This is a genomic window from Pseudomonas sp. UBA5666 (assembly GCF_002420785.1).
Lineage (GTDB): Bacteria > Pseudomonadota > Gammaproteobacteria > Pseudomonadales > Pseudomonadaceae > Aquipseudomonas > Aquipseudomonas fulva.
In genome coordinates this window covers 1-16438 of record NZ_DIIQ01000026.1, presented here as the reverse complement: position 1 = coordinate 16438, position 16438 = coordinate 1, and the positions used below count along the sequence as shown (strand labels likewise).

Genomic DNA, 16438 nt, shown 5'->3' with positions numbered 1-16438 from the left:
AGTTTCGAAATGAGTGAAGCGATCAAGCAGCCTGCCGGCCCCGAAGGCATCATCCAGATGCAGGGCGTGAACAAGTGGTATGGCCAGTTTCATGTGCTCAAGGACATCAATCTCAATGTTCGCCAGGGCGAGCGCATCGTGCTGTGCGGGCCCTCGGGTTCGGGCAAGTCCACCACCATCCGTTGCCTGAACCGTCTGGAGGAACACCAGCAGGGGCGGATCGTGGTCGACGGTGTGGAACTGACCAACGACCTCAAGCAGATCGAGGCCATCCGCCGCGAAGTGGGCATGGTGTTCCAGCACTTCAACCTGTTTCCGCACCTGACCATCCTGGAAAACTGCACCCTGGCGCCCATGTGGGTGCGCAAGATGCCCAAGCGCAAGGCCGAGGAAATCGCCATGCACTACCTGGAGCGAGTGCGTATCCCCGAGCAGGCGCACAAGTACCCCGGGCAGTTGTCTGGCGGTCAGCAGCAGCGCGTGGCCATCGCCCGGGCGTTGTGCATGAAGCCCAAAATCATGCTGTTCGATGAGCCGACCTCGGCGCTGGACCCGGAAATGGTCAAGGAAGTGCTCGATACCATGGTTGGCCTGGCCGAAGATGGCATGACCATGCTGTGCGTGACCCACGAAATGGGCTTTGCCCGCACCGTGGCGAATCGGGTGATCTTCATGGACAAGGGCGAGATCGTCGAGCAGGCGTCACCGGACGATTTCTTCGACCGGCCACAGAGTGACCGCACGCGCTTGTTCCTCAGTCAGATTCTGCACTGATGCAGTAGAGGGGCGAATGGCCTGCGTAGCGCCGCAGGCCAATCGCAAGCGCCCACATGTTGGGCACTTGCGTTACTTTTCTTCCTGCTTGGCCACCGGCGCTGGCGGTGGCCGCAGCCCTACCTCGGCGATCAGCTTGAGCTGCTGACCGTTGCGCATCACCTCGATGGTGATCTTTTCGTTGGGCTTGATGCGCGCCACCTGGTTCATCGACCGGCGGCCATCGCCCGCCGGCTCGCCGTTAATGCTCAGGATCACATCCCCTAACTGCAGGCCGGCCTTGGCCGCCGGGCCTTCGCGGAAAATGCCCGCCACCACGATGCCTGGCCGGTCCTTCATGCCGAACGACTCGGCAAGCTCTGTGCTGAGCGGCTGAACCTCAATACCCAGCCAGCCCCGGATGACCTGGCCGTGCTCGACGATCGACTTCATCACCTCAAGGGCCAGCTTCACTGGAATAGCAAAGCCGATGCCTTGCGAGCCACCCGACTTGGAGAAGATGGCGGTGTTGATGCCGATCAGGTTGCCGTTGGCATCCACCAGGGCGCCGCCCGAATTGCCCGGGTTGATCGCCGCGTCGGTCTGGATGAAATCTTCGTAGTTGTTCAGGCCCAGCTGGTTACGGCCGGTGGCGCTGATGATACCCATGGTCACGGTCTGGCCGACGCCGAACGGGTTGCCGATCGCCAGCGACACGTCGCCGATGCGAATGGTGTCGGAGCGCCCGATGGTGATGGCCGGCAGTTTCTTCAGGTCGATCTTGAGCACCGCCAGGTCTGTCTCCGGGTCGCTGCCGATCACCCTGGCCAAGGTTTCCCGGCCATCCTTGAGCGCCACGACGATCTGGTCGGCGCCGCTGGTCACGTGGTTGTTGGTCAGCAGATAGCCCTCGGGGCTCATGATCACCGCCGAGCCCAGGCTGGACTCCCAGCGGCGCTGCTTGGGCAGGTTGTCGCCGAAGAACCGGCGGAACTGCGGGTCTTCGAACAGCGGGTGCGAGCTCTTGTTCACCACCTTGGTGGTGTACAGGTTGGCCACCGCAGGCGCGGCCAGGGTGACGGCATCGGCATAGGAGACCGGGCCCTGCACCACCTGTGTGGACTGGGGCGCCTGTTGCAGGTTGACATCCTGGCTGGGCAAGCCGACCCACTCCGGAAAGCGTTGGATGATCAGGGCGGCGATGAGCACGCCAGTGAGCAGGGGCCAGCCAAAGTAACGCAGAGCCTTGAACATGAACGAATCCTGGAAAGAGCCGGGGCCTGGGGCCGCGCATTGGAGCGTGGGCGCGCGATCATACACCGGTTCCCCCAGTGCCGACGACGGCCCATAATGGCCGGCATTATACGGACCTTCGCCAGGCCTTGCGCCTGGCAGGCACCCAGTTTTTTCGAGGAGATTTCCCATGGCCGTCGCGCTGAGTACATTGGTCGAAGAAGCCGAGCGCTACCTGGGCAGCAGCAGGATCCAGGACTATTGCCCCAATGGCTTGCAGGTCGAAGGCCGGCCGCAGGTCGGGCGCATCGTCACGGGCGTGACCGCCAGCCAGGCCTTGCTCGATGCGGCCGTAGAGGCTCAAGCCGATCTCGTGCTGGTGCACCATGGTTATTTCTGGAAGGGGGAAAACCCCTGCATCACCGGCATTCGCCAGCGACGCCTGAAAACCCTGCTGAACAACGACATCAGCCTGCTGGCCTTTCACCTGCCGCTCGACGTCCACCCGGAAGTGGGCAACAACGTGCAGCTGGCGCAACAGCTTCAGATCACCGTCGAGGGCCCGCTGGATCCAGACAACCCCAAGGTAGTCGGGCTGGTCGGGTCGCTGGCCCAACCCATGACTGCCCGCGATTTCGCCCGACGCGTGCAGGATGTGCTGGGGCGTGAGCCATTGCTGGTCGAAGAAGACAGGGTCGTTCGTCGTGTAGGGTGGTGCACCGGCGGCGGGCAGGGCTACATCGACACCGCGATCGCCGCCGGGGTGGACTTGTACCTGACCGGCGAAGCGTCGGAACAGACCTACCACAGCGCCCGCGAAAACGGCGTGAGCTTCATCGCCGCAGGACACCATGCGACCGAGCGTTACGGGGTGCAGGCATTGGGCGATTACCTGGCACGGCGTTTTGCCGTGGAGCACCTGTTCATCGATTGCCCCAATCCGATCTGACCGGCCTGTCGGCGCAGGCCAGATGATGGATCAGCGGGCTTGAGCGCCAACCCGCAGCCCAAACCCGCAGTCATATGGTTAGACGCTTTCGATCTATCCAGGCGTCTAAATAGAATCATCTGCTGTGATAGAGTGGCTCGCTCGAACACGGCCCGCTGGCCGTCCATAAGATCGTTTTTCGTGAGTAGCCATGGTCGACAAACTGACGCACTTGAAACAGCTGGAGGCGGAAAGCATCCATATCATCCGCGAGGTGGCCGCCGAGTTCGACAACCCGGTCATGCTGTACTCGATCGGCAAGGATTCCGCCGTGATGCTGCACCTGGCGCGCAAGGCTTTCTTCCCGGGCAAGCTGCCGTTCCCGGTGATGCACGTCGACACCCAGTGGAAATTCCAGGAGATGTACCGCTTCCGCGACAAGATGGTCGAGGAAATGGGGCTCGACCTGATCACCCACGTCAACCCAGAGGGTGTGGCGCAGGGCATCAACCCGTTCACCCATGGCAGCGCCAAGCACACCGACATCATGAAGACCCAGGGCCTCAAGCAGGCACTGGACAAGCATGGCTTCGATGCCGCTTTCGGTGGCGCCCGCCGCGACGAAGAAAAGTCGCGAGCCAAGGAACGCGTGTACTCCTTCCGTGACAGCAAGCACCGCTGGGACCCGAAGAACCAGCGCCCTGAGCTGTGGAACGTCTACAACGGCAAGGTCAACAAGGGCGAGTCCATTCGTGTGTTCCCTCTGTCGAACTGGACCGAGCTGGACATCTGGCAGTACATCTACCTTGAAGGCATCCCGATCGTGCCGCTGTACTTCGCCGCCGAGCGCGAAGTCATCGAGAAGAATGGCACCCTGATCATGATCGACGACGAGCGCATCCTCGAGCACCTGTCCGAGGAAGAGAAAGCCCGTATCGTCAAGAAAAAGGTGCGTTTCCGTACCCTGGGCTGCTACCCGTTGACGGGCGCCGTGGAGTCCGAAGCCGAGACGCTCACCGACATCATTCAGGAAATGCTCCTGACGCGCACTTCCGAGCGCCAGGGCCGGGTCATCGATCACGACGGCGCCGGGTCCATGGAAGACAAGAAACGCCAGGGCTATTTCTAAGCTTCAAGCGGCAAGCTGCAAGAGCAGTCGAACGCGCTGCGTTCGAACCTTGTGGATTGCCGCCTGCATGGCCCGCGAGCGCTCCAGAATGCCAAGTGGGTTGATCAACCTAATTTCTAACTAGTTGTACGCCGACAAGCTTGCCGCTTGAAGCTGACAGCTTGGAGCTTGAATGAGATGAGTCACCAATCCGATTTGATCAGCGAAGATATCCTCGCTTATCTGGCTCAGCACGAGCGCAAAGAACTGCTGCGTTTCCTGACCTGCGGTAACGTGGACGACGGCAAGAGCACCTTGATCGGGCGCCTGCTGCATGACTCGAAGATGATCTACGAGGACCACCTCGAAGCCATCACCCGTGATTCGAAGAAGTCCGGCACCACGGGCGAGGAAGTGGACCTGGCGCTGCTGGTCGATGGCCTGCAGGCCGAGCGCGAGCAGGGCATCACCATCGACGTGGCCTACCGCTACTTCTCCACGGCCAAACGCAAGTTCATCATCGCCGACACCCCGGGCCACGAGCAGTACACCCGCAACATGGCGACCGGCGCGTCCACCTGCGACCTGGCCATCATCCTGGTCGATGCGCGCTACGGTGTGCAGACCCAGACCCGCCGCCACAGCTACATCGCCTCGTTGCTGGGCATCAAGCACATCGTGGTCGCCGTCAACAAGATGGACCTCAAGGGCTTCGATGAAGGTGTCTTCGAGTCGATCAAGGCCGACTACCTGGCATTCGCCGAAGCCATCAACCTGACGCCGAGCAGCCTGCACTTCGTGCCGATGTCCGCGCTCAAGGGTGACAACGTGGTCAACCACAGCGAACAGTCGCCGTGGTACACCGGCCCGACCCTGATGGAAATCCTGGAAACCGTGGAAGTGGCGGCCGACCGCAACTTCACCGACCTGCGTTTCCCGGTGCAGTACGTCAACCGCCCCAACCTGAACTTCCGTGGTTTCGCAGGCACCCTGGCCAGCGGCGTGGTGCACAAGGGCGATGAAGTCGTCGTGCTGCCGTCGGGCAAGAGCAGCCGGGTGAAGTCCATCGTCACCTACGAAGGCGAGCTGGAAAGCGCAGGCCCGGGCCAGGCCGTGACCCTGACCATGGAAGACGAGATCGACATCTCCCGTGGCGACCTGCTGGTGCATGCCGACAATGTGCCGCCTGTGACCGACCAGTTCGAAGCCATGCTGGTGTGGATGGCCGAAGAGCCGATGCTGCCGGGCAAGAAGTACGACATCAAGCGTGCGACCAGCTACGTGCCGGGTTCGATTGCCAGCATCACCCACAAGGTGGACGTCAATACCCTGGAGAAGGGCGCTGCCAGCGCCTTGCAACTGAACGAAATCGGTCGCGTCAAGGTGTCCCTGGACAGCGCCATTGCGCTGGACGGTTACGAGAGCAACCGCACCACCGGTGCGTTCATCGTCATCGACCGCCTGACCAACGGCACCGTGGGCGCCGGCATGATCATCGCCCAGCCCGTACTGCCCCATGGCAGCGCCGGGCAGCATGGCAAGTCGGCGCATGTCTCGACCGAAGAGCGCGCCCTGCGCTTTGGCCAGCAACCGGCAACCGTGCTGTTCAGCGGCCTGTCCGGCGCCGGCAAGAGCACCTTGGCCTACGCGGTGGAGCGCAAGCTGTTCGACATGGGCCGCGCCGTTTACGTACTCGACGGGCAGAACCTGCGCCATGACCTGAACAAGGGCCTGCCACAGGATCGCGCTGGCCGTACCGAGAACTGGCGCCGCGCCGCCCATGTGGCGCGCCAGTTCAACGAAGCCGGCTTGCTGACCCTGGCCGCGTTCGTGGCCCCGGATGCCGAAGGCCGTGAGCAGGCCAAGGCGCTGATCGGCAAGGACCGCCTGGTGACCGTCTACGTCCAGGCCTCGCCACTGGTCTGCCGCGAACGCGATCCGCAGGGCCTGTATGCAGCCGAAGGTGACAACATTCCAGGCGAAAGCTTCCCGTTCGATGTACCGCTGGACGCCGATCTGGTCATCGATACCCAGGCCACCAGCGTGGAAGAAGGGGTCAAGCTCGTGCTGGATGTGTTGAGGCAGCGTGGGGCGATCTGACGGCGTTTGACGCTTAGGCTTTATTGCGAGCTACGCTCGCTCCTACGGGTTTTACTTTCCTGCAGGAGCGAGCGCAAGCTCGCCACCTTCCATCTGCACCCAACGCTTGGGCCCCGCCAATATCGCCTCCTCGCTCAGCAAACATCCATTCAGCGCCGACTTCAGCGCATCAACGTCCAGCCGCTGGCCGATGAACACGATTTCTTGACGGCAATCACTCACGTTTTCATCCCATTTTCCCATGCTCGCTTGGCGCCGATAGGCTTCCAGCGGCCACTGAGGTTGCTCGACGAAGCGCCACCAGCGCCCTTGGTATTCCCATTCGAACCGGCCACCACTCAACGCTCAACAGCAACCCGATTTCAAACCCGGCTGGCCGGGCTGGCCGATCAGAAATCGCCTTTATCGCGCAGCAGGTGGCCGTTTGTCCCGGCTGTTCGAACAAGCTTCGCAGACGTAGTGGATGGAAGGACGCGTTCGCAGGGGTACGGAATCCTCGCAGTCAGCAGGGCGGGGAACGCCGGGATGGGCGCCACACTAGGTGCTCGAGCGCAGGCTTTGGTCACCGCAAGTCGGTGAACACCGGGAGTTGGTTGGAAGTGCGCCAGGCTACAAGGGTTGCCAGCACCTGCTCAGCGGTTCGCTCATAGGCGGGATCAAGGGGGTAGATCAGGTCTGAACCGTCGGGATGGTCTACAGCCTCGATGGAAATGTTCGAGCTGCGCGTCTTGGTATGCTGTCGTTCCAGTGGCGGACATTATCGTTTGGATCAGCGTCAGGAAGTCGGCTGCGGTGTAGTCGACCAGGCGTTTGGGCGGGAGTTGCTCCACTGGCGTGGCGCGGCCGCAACACCTTTAATTGAGATCATGGCATTTCGCTTCAGGGCCGTGGTTGCAAAGTTCGTAGGATCTTGAACCCTCAAGGGTTTGATGAAACGGCGCACGGGGCGGCCAACCCTCTTTCATAGGATTCAATTGGTAAGTCCCGAACTGTTTTGAAAAGGTCGCGTCGTTGGCATAGGTGCTCCACAAGGCGGACTTGAAATCGGCAAATGTTTCAAACTGTTGGCCACGGAGTTTGGTCTTGATCTGTTCTGGCAGGTGTGTGTTCATTCATGACTCGCTGTAAAGGCAATAGTGTTTTTCGACTGGCGCGGATAGTGCGCGAGTAGTATTCATAATATCGCGCGGGGGGGAATGCTTTCCGGGGCTGACTGAATGTAGGTGAACGCCGAACCGTAGGATTTTTTCTGGGGTTTGGGATGGTGGTTGATAGGCCCTGGTTGTCCAGAGCCTTATGGCTTCAAGGAGTTTTGAAGCTTTCTTTTTCATTGGCTAATCGCCAAGTCTTGACAATTTCCAATACTTCGCCAGGTGCTCCGGTATTGCTCCCAACAGGCCTGAAGAATAAGTCGCTACCACTGGGATGCTCGGTAATGCGTTCAAAGTGCTCAAGTAGTGGGTCGAGTATACGGTCTGGCTCATCTTCGATCGCACGGTTTATCTCGAGTAAGAAGTCAAGGAATTCCTGTTCGGTATAATCGCGATAACTGCCTTTTAAGATCATGGCCTTTTCCCATAATGAATGCTGTTATGAATGAGAGGTGTCAGAATGACTATATTGTTCATGTCGTATACGCCACCATTTTGACTAATGGGGATCACATGGTGTAACTCATAAGATCGCTTGCTTTTGTATTCATCTTGCTTATCCACCCTGGGTGAATAGCCGTGCTTTCTCATTCGGCGAAGTTCTTGAGGGCTGAAGTGTTTAGACAAATCTGGGTCGTTAGCTATCTCCTTCCAAAACCGTCTTCTAAAAGCATCGAAACTCTTGAACTCCCTACCTCTGAGTTTATCCGCGATCTGAGCCGGGACGGGAGCACCTTCCGGGCGTCTCGCATCCTGGCGCCAGGTTTCGGAGGGGACGGCACCTGTTCCCACAGATGTACCCGACTCATACCTCGGACTTTTCAGCACTACCAACAGAGGCGGCAGCCCTGAATCCGCGGGGAACGTGACAATCAGCCGTTCCTGGTCCAGCAAGTCCAAGGCGGGATAGCTTTCCGCTTCGGGGGTAACAGGGTTCAGGCTGGACCCTGTGTACACAATGATCCCTTCTGGTACCTGTGGTAAACCGGTGGGGCCGCCCAACTCAGCCCCCGGTGGACTAGCCGGCGTCCAGGTCAAGGTGCGCTGCGGGTTCTCCAGCGCCACGATGTAGACACCTCGTGCGCTATCCCATCTGGCGGCGCGGACAGGGACCGAAGCGCGACCAGCTGTTATGTGCAACTTGAGGTCAGTACCTTCTTCGCTGCCCGATAGCAGGTACGGAAGGTCCAGTTGCGGTAATGACAAGGAAAGCGCTTCTAGGTCTGGACCCTCTGGCGGCACCAAATCTCTCAGCGGGATACCGATCAGGTATTGCCGGTCGCTGTTGCCCAGATTGGATGGCCATGCCAGAGACATGGTCGCGACAAGCGCCGTGGTGCCGGTGGCCAAAACACTGGCTATCGCTGTGCGTATTGCGGCTTGCAGGCCTGCATATGCGGTTGACAGGTTGCCGAACGAGGCTGACCCGATCGGCAGTACCAATGGCAACGAAGCAGCATCGCGGGCGGGGTAAGCATATGTTCGGCGCACGCGTTCTTCCTGCTGCTTGCGCATCGCCTCGGCCTGCTGCCTGGCTTTGTCTGCACGGCGTTCAGCTGCAAGTTTTCGCGCAGCTTTTTTTGCCTGTCGCTCTGCCAGCGCTTCCTTGACCTTACGTTCAGCTTCAACCCGCTGGGCTGCTCTGGCGGCCCTTGCTGCCTCCTTGGCCTGCTGAGCCTGCTCCCTGCGCAAGCGGAGCATTTCGGCTTTTTCAGCTGCCTCTCTGGCTTTGCGTTCTGCTAGGGCCTTTCGTTGGGCCTTTTTTGCCAGTCGCTCTTCCCTGGGGCGTTCAATTGCCTGAAGCTCCCCAGGAACCCACTTGTGTATGAAGGCTTGCTCCTTCGCCCGGAGATCTGCCTGAGCTTTTCGCCTGGCTGCTTCCGCTTCGGCCTGCTGCTGAGCAGCTTGGTCTGCAGCGGCCTGCTGACGAGCTGCTTGCGCCGCAGCGGCTTGTGCCTCAAGCAGAGCGCTTTGTTCGATTGCATGTCTTGCCAACAGCTGCTCTGCAACCTGGGTACGTTCAAGCAGGTTCTGAGTAGCGCTTGCGTAACGCTCCAGAAACCGTATGGATTCGGTGAGCGACATTGCCAGGTGGTAGTCTTTCCACAACGGGCCGGCCCGACGGTTGCGTTGTTCATCTACAAGGTGCTGCAAAGCTTCTGTTTGCGGCTTGGACAGCGGGCTTGTGATCTTGGGGTTGGATGAGGAAAAGGCGGGGATGGCCTGGCGTTTGGCGGCGATCAACGCGTGCGCGGCGGCAAGGTGCGCGGCGAGGTTGTCGGTCAGCTGCTGCCCTTCCAGTCCAACGGTACTGACTATTTCGTGCTGGAGAAAACTTGGCAGGCCGTCGAATTGGATGGCTCTTTCCACGTGGATCTGGCCAAGCCTTCTGGTCACAACTTCAGGCAGGTCGATGCCGGGCTCTTCAAGCTCGATACGATCCAGCGCGGCAGCCAGTGGCGCAAGATCCGCCGCATGCACTGCCAGTGCGCTCGCTTTGAGGTGCAACCTGTAAGAGCCATCGGCAGACCTGTTCAGCCGTGAGTACAGTTCGTTGGCGAACGCCTCCCCTTTTTCTGTAAAGACACCCGGGTCATAGATCCGGGTCATCATCGAGTCCGTGCGCTTGTAGAAAGAGGGTGCCCCGTAGAAGCTCACAGCATCCGGCAAGTCCTGCAAGTAGCCCCTACGCGTGTCGCTTATCAGTTCCGTAAGCCGTCTTTGTTCCTCCTTCAACTGGCCGAGCGTGGTGGTTGCTGAGGCGCTTGCGGCCTCGGTTATGCTCGATCTCTGCTGTGCTATTTGCGCGGGCAATGCCTGAATGGAGGCGGCATACTTGGCATCATGGTCCTGCTCGATGCCCTTGCGCTCGATATCGAGCACGCGGCTGGGGGCTAGTTCGTGTGTGTCTATTACACGAGGTGGGCTGGTGCCACGTGGGCGCCCTGCATCCAAGCCCCAGCCACCGAAGCCGAATCCACCGCCTCCGCTGATTGGGGCCAGTGGCATCCGGTCCGGGGCGGTGTCGCTGATCCAAAGTGCCTCGGTCAAGTACAGCGGGGGGTGTACGTAAGTGGGTTCAAGTACAACGGGGTTGTTTTTGGCCATGTAGTCAGCTCCTGATCTCTACATGGCCAGCTTTTCGTAAGGCAACCTTCGCAGATATCGGCTGCCGGGTAATCAATCCGTAAGACACTTCCCTCGCGATGGAAGGGCGTATCTAGCGATGGTTCTCCCATACCGGAACCACGCGTCTTTCCTTCACCGCCTTATAGGAAAAACTCGAATAGATCTCCTTCACTCCCGGCAGACGCTGAAGCACCTCACGGGCAAATTCTCCGAAGGCCTCCAAGTCCCTGGCCACGATTTCCAGCAGAAAATCGTACCGCCCGGAAATGTTATGGCAGGCGACAATCTCGGGTATCTCCATCAGTCGCTGCTCGAACGCCAGCGCCATCGGTTTGGTATGGGAATCCATCATGATGCTGACGAAGGCAGTTACCCCGAACCCTAGCGATTTGGAGGAAAGCATGGCCTGATAGCCGGTGATATAGCCGTTCTCTTCCAGCAGCTTAATCCTGCGCCAGCAGGGCGAAGTGGTCAGCGATACCCTGTCGGCGAGCTCGGCGACGGTGAGGCGAGCGTTATTCTGCAAGGCCGCGAGCAGTGCGCGGTCGATGCGGTCCAAGGGTGCAGGCATGCTTTGCCCTCAAGTACTCACATTTATTGTTTTTGTTCCAAAACAGCGACGCTGGCTTGGTCATTTTGGAAAAATTCTGGGGTTGCCCTGGCATAAGCTTAGATCAAACCAACAAGAGGCTGTTGCCATGCGCGACTCCCGTCACGACAACGGTTTTTCAACGCGTGCCATCCATCACGGTTACGACCCGCTCGCGCACGGCGGCGCACTGGTACCGCCGATCTACCAAACCGCTACCTATGCCTTTCCAACCGTCGAATACGGCGCGGCGTGCTTTGCCGGTGAACAGGCCGGGCATTTCTACAGCCGTATCTCCAACCCCACGCTGAATGTGCTCGAAGCGCGCATGGCGTCGCTTGAGGGCGGGGAGGCGGGCCTTGCGCTGGCATCGGGGATGGGCGCCATCACCTCCACGCTCTGGACCCTGCTGCGCCCGGGCGATGAGTTGATCGTCGGGCGGACCGTGTATGGATGCACCTTTGCCTTCATGCACCACGGCATCGGGGCGTTTGGCGTGACGATCCGCCACGTCGACCTCAACGATACCGACGCACTGCGCGCCGCGCTCAGTGATAAGACGCGCATGATCTACTTCGAGACCCCCGCCAACCCGACCATGCGGCTGGTCGATATTGCCGCCGTGGCCGAAGCGGTACGCGGCCGTGATGTGCTGGTGGTGGTCGACAACACCTACTGCACGCCTTACCTGCAAAGGCCGCTGGAACTGGGCGCTGATCTGGTCGTGCATTCGGCCACCAAGTACCTCAGCGGCCATGGCGATATCACCGCCGGCTTGGTGGTGGGCCGTCAGGCGCTGATCGATCGGATTCGTCTGCAGGGGCTCAAGGACATGACAGGGGCGGTGCTGTCGTCTCAGGACGCCATGCTGCTGATGCGCGGAATAAAGACCCTGGCCCTGCGCATGGACCGGCATTGCGAAAACGCCCGGCAGGTCGCCGAGTACCTGTCGCGTCAGCCGCAGGTGGAGCTGATCCACTACCCAGGCTTGCCGTCGTTCGCACAACACGACTTGGCCAAGCGGCAAATGCGCCTACCCGGTGGCATGATCGCTTTCGAGCTCAAGGGCGGCCTTGATGCTGGGCGCCGCTTCATGAATGCGCTGGGCCTGTTCGCACGCGCCGTGAGCCTGGGTGATGCCGAGTCGTTGGCCCAGCACCCGGCAAGCATGACCCATTCTAGCTACACGCCCGAAGAGCGGGTGCAGCACGGTATCTCCGAGGGGCTTGTGCGTTTGTCAGTAGGGCTTGAGGACATTGAAGACCTGCTGGCAGACGTGCAACAGGCGTTGCGCGCCTGCTCATGAGGTGCGAGGAAGCGCTACCCGATGCCTTGTCCAGACTGGGCGAGGGCATTCTGGCGGTGCTGGCGAAAGAGCCAGCGTATCCAAGAGGAGCGTCACCATGAAAGTATCTGCATACCCACTCGATCTGATCATTCGCCATGCTGGCGGGGATGACGATGAGGGCGGTCATTCCTGGCGCAAGCCTTGACCTGAAGGGCGTTCCCTGCCCTTGCAGGGGGCGCCTGGTCGATGTTGATCGTGCATTGAAAAAGGCCTCTTTCGAGGCCTTTTTCAATGTCAGTGCTTCAGACCATAGCTCTCGTCGAGCATGCCCGGCGAGTTGGGCGTTTTCGGCGCGTAATCGCGCGGCACTTCGGCGGTATCCCTGGGCGGCGTCAGGCGGCTGTGCGGGCCGTGGGAGCTTTCCGAGTGCAGCGCTGCCAGCAGGCGTTGACGCGTCACTTCGTCCAGGGCCAGGTTGTTGGCGCCATCGGCCAGGTGATCTTGAACATCCTGATAGCTCTGATTGAGCTTTTTGACCAGTACGGCGGTGCTGTTGAAGTGCGTCACCACCTGGTTCTGGTAGCTGTCGAAACGCTGTTGGATGTCATCAAGCTGGCGCTGGCTGCTGCTGGGCGCAGCGTTGGGCAACAGGCGCGCCACGACGAAACCGACGACCACACCGATGACTAGGGCCAGGGTAGGCAACAACCAAACAAGGAGCGAGAGTTCCACGAGTCCTTCCTCTATAAACGGCTTTGCTTTACGTTAACGGCTCAGACCTGCGCTGTATACCGCGAGCGATCGCAAATCAGAACAGAATTCCTCACCTAGACGAATCGACCTCCACCAAGGTCACGGAGTAGTGCCTTGCTTGTCCGCGAAACCCCTCTGTTCATCGACGGCCCCAGTGGCCCGCTCGAAGCCCTCTACCTGGACGTGGCAGACGCCCGTGGCGCCGTGCTGATCTGTCATCCCAACCCGGTCCAGGGCGGCACCATGCTCAACAAGGTGGTTTCGACATTGCAACGCACGGCCCGGGACGCCGGGTACGTGACCCTGCGTTTCAACTACCGCGGCGTTGGGCAAAGCGCCGGCAGCCATGACATGGGTGAAGGCGAGGTGGCTGACGCCCAGGCCGCGGCCGCCTGGCTGCAGGCGGCGCATCCCGGGCTGCCCCTGGTGTTGATGGGCTTTTCCTTCGGCGGCTTCGTGGCGACCGCCCTGGCTGGCCGCCTGGAAGCCGAAGACACTGCCTTGCAGCATCTGTTCATGATCGCCCCGGCCGTCATGCGCCTGACCGATCAATTCCCCGTGCCGCAGCGGTGCCCGGTGACCCTGGTGCAACCCGATGCCGACGAGGTCGTTTCACCGGCGCTGGTTTACGATTGGTCCGACAGCCTGTCACGCCCCCATGAGCTGCTGAAAGTGGCAGAATGCGGACACTTCTTCCATGGCAAGCTGACCGACCTCAAGGATCTGCTGCTGCCGCGACTTTCGAACCGAGCCAAGCCTGAATAAGCGAACACCCATGACCACGCGTATCCTTACCGGTATCACGACCACCGGCACTCCGCACCTGGGCAACTACGCCGGTGCCATCCGCCCGGCCATCCGAGCCAGCCAGCAGCCTGGCGTGGACTCGTTCTACTTCCTGGCCGACTACCACGCCCTGATCAAGTGCGACGATCCGCTGCGCATCCAGCGCTCGCGTCTGGAAATCGCCGCCACCTGGCTCGCCGGTGGCCTGGATCCGGACAAGGTGACCTTCTACCGCCAGTCCGACATTCCGGAAATCCCCGAGCTGACCTGGCTGCTGACCTGCGTGGCGGCCAAGGGCTTGCTCAACCGCGCCCATGCCTACAAGGCATCGGTGGACAAGAACGTCGAAAACGGCGAAGACCCGGATGCCGGCGTCACCATGGGCCTGTTCAGCTACCCGGTGCTGATGGCGGCGGACATCCTGATGTTCAACGCCAACAAGGTGCCGGTTGGTCGTGACCAGATCCAGCACGTGGAAATGGCCCGCGATATCGGCCAGCGCTTCAACCACCTGTTCGGCCAGGGCAATGAGTTCTTCGCACTGCCGGAGGCGGTCATCGAGGAAAGCGTGGCCACCTTGCCCGGCCTGGATGGGCGCAAGATGTCCAAGAGCTATGACAACACCATCCCGTTGTTCACCAGCGCCAAGGACATGAAGGATGCCATTTCGCGCATCGTCACGGACTCGCGCGCGCCGGGTGAAGCCAAGAACCCGGACGACGCGCACCTGTTCACGCTGTTCCAGGCCTTCTCCACACCTGAGCAGTGCGCCGAGTTCCGAGCCGAGCTGGAGCAGGGCCTGGGTTGGGGCGAAGCCAAGCAGCGACTGTTCCAGTTGCTCGACGGCCAGCTGGCCGAAAAGCGCGAGTATTACCATCAGCTGATCGCGCGGCCTGCGGACCTGGAGGATATCCTCCTGGCAGGCGCGGCCAAGGCGCGCGCCATCGCCACGCCATTTCTGGAGCAATTGCGCGAAGCCGTTGGCCTGCGCTCGTTCCGCAGCAGCGTACAGGCCACGGCGAACGTCAAGAAGAAGGTCGCCAAGAGCGCGCGCTTCGTCAGCTTCCGCGACGAAGACGGGAGCTTCCGCTTCCGCCTGTTGGCTGCCGATGGCGAGCAACTGCTGTTGTCGCGCAGCTTTGCCGATGGCAAAAGCGCAGGTGCCGTGAGCAAGCAGTTGCAACAAGGCGACGGGGTGGATATCCGCGCCGAGGGATTGGGCTTTGCTGTGTGGCTCAAGGATCAGCCGGTTGCCGACGGTGCGCCGTTCGACAGCGAACAAGCCCGTGATGCTGCCATCGAGCGTCTTCGCGCAGCGCTTGAGCCGCAACAGGACTGACCGACGGGTGGGAGGTATCCGCCCACTGGTACTGTGATCAGGGTAGCCTCATCGGGCCTCTGGTGCCGGTATGAGGCATATTGACGCAAGTCGCATTGCCATTAGGCGGGCCGCTCGCTACAGTGACGGCCCGTTTTTTGTTGCCTCGCTAACGAATCATGACTCCCCTAGAACGCTATCAAGCAGATCTGAAACGTCCCGATTTCTTTCATGACGCGGCGCAGGAAACTGCGGTGCGTCACCTGCAGCGCCTGTACGACGACCTGGTGCAGGCCCAGAACAACAAGCCGGGTGTATTCGGCAAGTTGTTCGGCAAGAAGGAGCAGACCCCGGTCAAGGGCCTGTACTTCTGGGGCGGGGTAGGGCGAGGCAAGACCTACCTGGTCGACACCTTCTTCGAAGCGCTGCCGTTCAAGCAGAAGATGCGCACGCACTTCCACCGCTTCATGAAGCGTGTCCACGAGGAGATGAAAACCCTAAAGGGCGAGAAGAATCCCCTGACCATCATTGCCAAGCGCTTCAGCGATGAGGCCAAGGTGATCTGCTTCGACGAGTTCTTCGTCTCGGACATCACCGACGCCATGATCCTGGGCACCTTGATGGAGGAGCTGTTCAAGAACGGCGTTTCCCTGGTGGCCACTTCCAACATCGTGCCGGACGGCCTCTACAAAGATGGCCTGCAGCGTGCGCGCTTCCTGCCGGCCATCGCCATGATCAAGCAGTACACCGATGTAGTGAACGTCGACAGCGGTGTCGATTATCGCCTGCGCCACCTGGAGCAGGCCGAACTGTTCCATTACCCGCTCGACGAGGCGGCGCAGCAGAGCATGCGTGCCAGCTTCAAGGCGCTGACGCCCGAGTGCACGGCAGCGGTCGAGAACGACGTGCTGATGATCGAGAACCGTCCCATTCATGCGCTGCGCACCTGCGACGATGTGGCCTGGTTCGACTTCCGCGCCTTGTGCGATGGGCCGCGAAGCCAGAACGACTACATCGAACTGGGCAAGATCTTCCATGCGGTCCTGCTGAGCAACGTCGAGCAAATGGGCGTGGCAAGCGATGACATCGCGCGTCGCTTCATCAACATGGTCGACGAGTTCTATGACCGTAACGTCAAGCTGATCATCTCGGCCGAAGTGGAACTTAAGGACCTGTACACCGGTGGGCGCTTGAGCTTCGAGTTTCAGCGCACGCTGAGCCGACTGCTGGAAATGCAGTCTCATGAATTCCTGTCCCGCGCGCACAAGCCTTGAAAACCTGGGGCTGCCTTGCAGCCCATCG

General features: G+C 60.5%; 16 protein-coding genes. 8 read left to right on the top strand and 8 right to left on the bottom strand.

The window, feature by feature from the left end; translation table 11 throughout:
- Positions 1 to 9: 9 nt before the first annotated feature.
- Positions 10 to 774, top strand: a complete 765-nt coding sequence (locus B2Y33_RS13525; RefSeq protein WP_027914459.1) for an amino acid ABC transporter ATP-binding protein — start codon at positions 10 to 12, stop codon at positions 772 to 774.
- 72 nt (positions 775 to 846) lie between these two features.
- Here the strand turns inward: B2Y33_RS13525 and algW are convergent, their stop codons facing one another.
- On the bottom strand, positions 847 to 2007 hold the full coding sequence (gene algW / locus B2Y33_RS13520) for a Do family serine endopeptidase AlgW (RefSeq protein WP_027914460.1): 1161 nt from the start codon (positions 2005 to 2007) through the stop codon (positions 847 to 849).
- 169 nt (positions 2008 to 2176) lie between these two features.
- On the opposite strand from algW, the gene B2Y33_RS13515 reads away from it, so the two are divergent.
- The 3 genes from B2Y33_RS13515 to cysN all read left to right on the top strand — a co-directional run bounded on the left by B2Y33_RS13515 (position 2177) and on the right by cysN (position 6122).
- Complete coding sequence (locus tag B2Y33_RS13515; RefSeq protein WP_049696503.1) at positions 2177 to 2935, top strand: Nif3-like dinuclear metal center hexameric protein; 759 nt, start codon at positions 2177 to 2179, stop codon at positions 2933 to 2935.
- 190 nt (positions 2936 to 3125) lie between these two features.
- Positions 3126 to 4043: a sulfate adenylyltransferase subunit CysD gene (gene cysD, locus B2Y33_RS13510; RefSeq protein ID WP_023534492.1), complete on the top strand. Its 918-nt coding sequence runs from the start codon at positions 3126 to 3128 to the stop codon at positions 4041 to 4043.
- 177 nt (positions 4044 to 4220) lie between these two features.
- Complete coding sequence (gene cysN, locus B2Y33_RS13505) at positions 4221 to 6122, top strand: sulfate adenylyltransferase subunit CysN (RefSeq protein WP_027914462.1); 1902 nt, start codon at positions 4221 to 4223, stop codon at positions 6120 to 6122.
- Between the two features lie 51 nt (positions 6123 to 6173).
- Here the strand turns inward: cysN and B2Y33_RS13500 are convergent, their stop codons facing one another.
- The 6 genes from B2Y33_RS13500 to B2Y33_RS13475 all read right to left on the bottom strand — a co-directional run bounded on the left by B2Y33_RS13500 (position 6174) and on the right by B2Y33_RS13475 (position 10973).
- Positions 6174 to 6464 (bottom strand): GTP-binding protein, encoded by a 291-nt coding sequence (locus B2Y33_RS13500; RefSeq protein WP_028687193.1) that lies wholly within the window; start codon positions 6462 to 6464, stop codon positions 6174 to 6176.
- 220 nt (positions 6465 to 6684) lie between these two features.
- Complete coding sequence (locus B2Y33_RS13495) at positions 6685 to 6828, bottom strand: bacteriocin immunity protein (RefSeq protein ID WP_225806699.1); 144 nt, start codon at positions 6826 to 6828, stop codon at positions 6685 to 6687.
- Positions 6829 to 6976: 148 nt separating this feature from the next.
- The gene (locus B2Y33_RS13490; RefSeq protein WP_104925867.1) at positions 6977 to 7234 is read right to left on the bottom strand and encodes an S-type pyocin; all 258 of its coding nucleotides are present in this window, start codon (positions 7232 to 7234) and stop codon (positions 6977 to 6979) included.
- A gap of 190 nt (positions 7235 to 7424) precedes the next feature.
- Entirely contained in the window at positions 7425 to 7688 is a 264-nt protein-coding gene (locus B2Y33_RS13485) for a bacteriocin immunity protein (protein ID WP_288633019.1), read from the bottom strand.
- Complete coding sequence (locus B2Y33_RS13480; protein WP_232097727.1) at positions 7685 to 10381, bottom strand: S-type pyocin domain-containing protein; 2697 nt, start codon at positions 10379 to 10381, stop codon at positions 7685 to 7687. The genes B2Y33_RS13485 and B2Y33_RS13480 overlap by 4 nt, the downstream gene beginning before the upstream one ends.
- 112 nt (positions 10382 to 10493) lie before the next feature.
- Positions 10494 to 10973: an Lrp/AsnC family transcriptional regulator gene (locus B2Y33_RS13475; protein ID WP_028687195.1), complete on the bottom strand. Its 480-nt coding sequence runs from the start codon at positions 10971 to 10973 to the stop codon at positions 10494 to 10496.
- Between the two features lie 127 nt (positions 10974 to 11100).
- Between B2Y33_RS13475 and B2Y33_RS13470 the strand changes: the two genes are divergently transcribed.
- Positions 11101 to 12297, top strand: coding sequence for a methionine gamma-lyase (locus B2Y33_RS13470; protein WP_197874373.1), 1197 nt, complete (start codon positions 11101 to 11103; stop codon positions 12295 to 12297).
- A gap of 276 nt (positions 12298 to 12573) precedes the next feature.
- Here B2Y33_RS13470 and B2Y33_RS13465 read toward each other — a convergent pair whose 3' ends face one another.
- Entirely contained in the window at positions 12574 to 13011 is a 438-nt protein-coding gene (locus B2Y33_RS13465; protein WP_023534478.1) for a YhcB family protein, read from the bottom strand.
- A gap of 135 nt (positions 13012 to 13146) precedes the next feature.
- Here B2Y33_RS13465 and B2Y33_RS13460 point away from each other — a divergent pair, with 135 nt between their 5' ends.
- The 3 genes from B2Y33_RS13460 (at position 13147) to zapE (ending at position 16410) form a co-directional block, all read left to right on the top strand.
- Positions 13147 to 13797, top strand: coding sequence for an alpha/beta hydrolase (locus B2Y33_RS13460; protein ID WP_206405641.1), 651 nt, complete (start codon positions 13147 to 13149; stop codon positions 13795 to 13797).
- Between the two features lie 10 nt (positions 13798 to 13807).
- Positions 13808 to 15157, top strand: a complete 1350-nt coding sequence (locus tag B2Y33_RS13455) for a tryptophan--tRNA ligase (RefSeq protein ID WP_049696502.1) — start codon at positions 13808 to 13810, stop codon at positions 15155 to 15157.
- Between the two features lie 158 nt (positions 15158 to 15315).
- Positions 15316 to 16410, top strand: coding sequence for a cell division protein ZapE (gene zapE, locus B2Y33_RS13450; protein WP_027914467.1), 1095 nt, complete (start codon positions 15316 to 15318; stop codon positions 16408 to 16410).
- Positions 16411 to 16438: the final 28 nt, after the last annotated feature.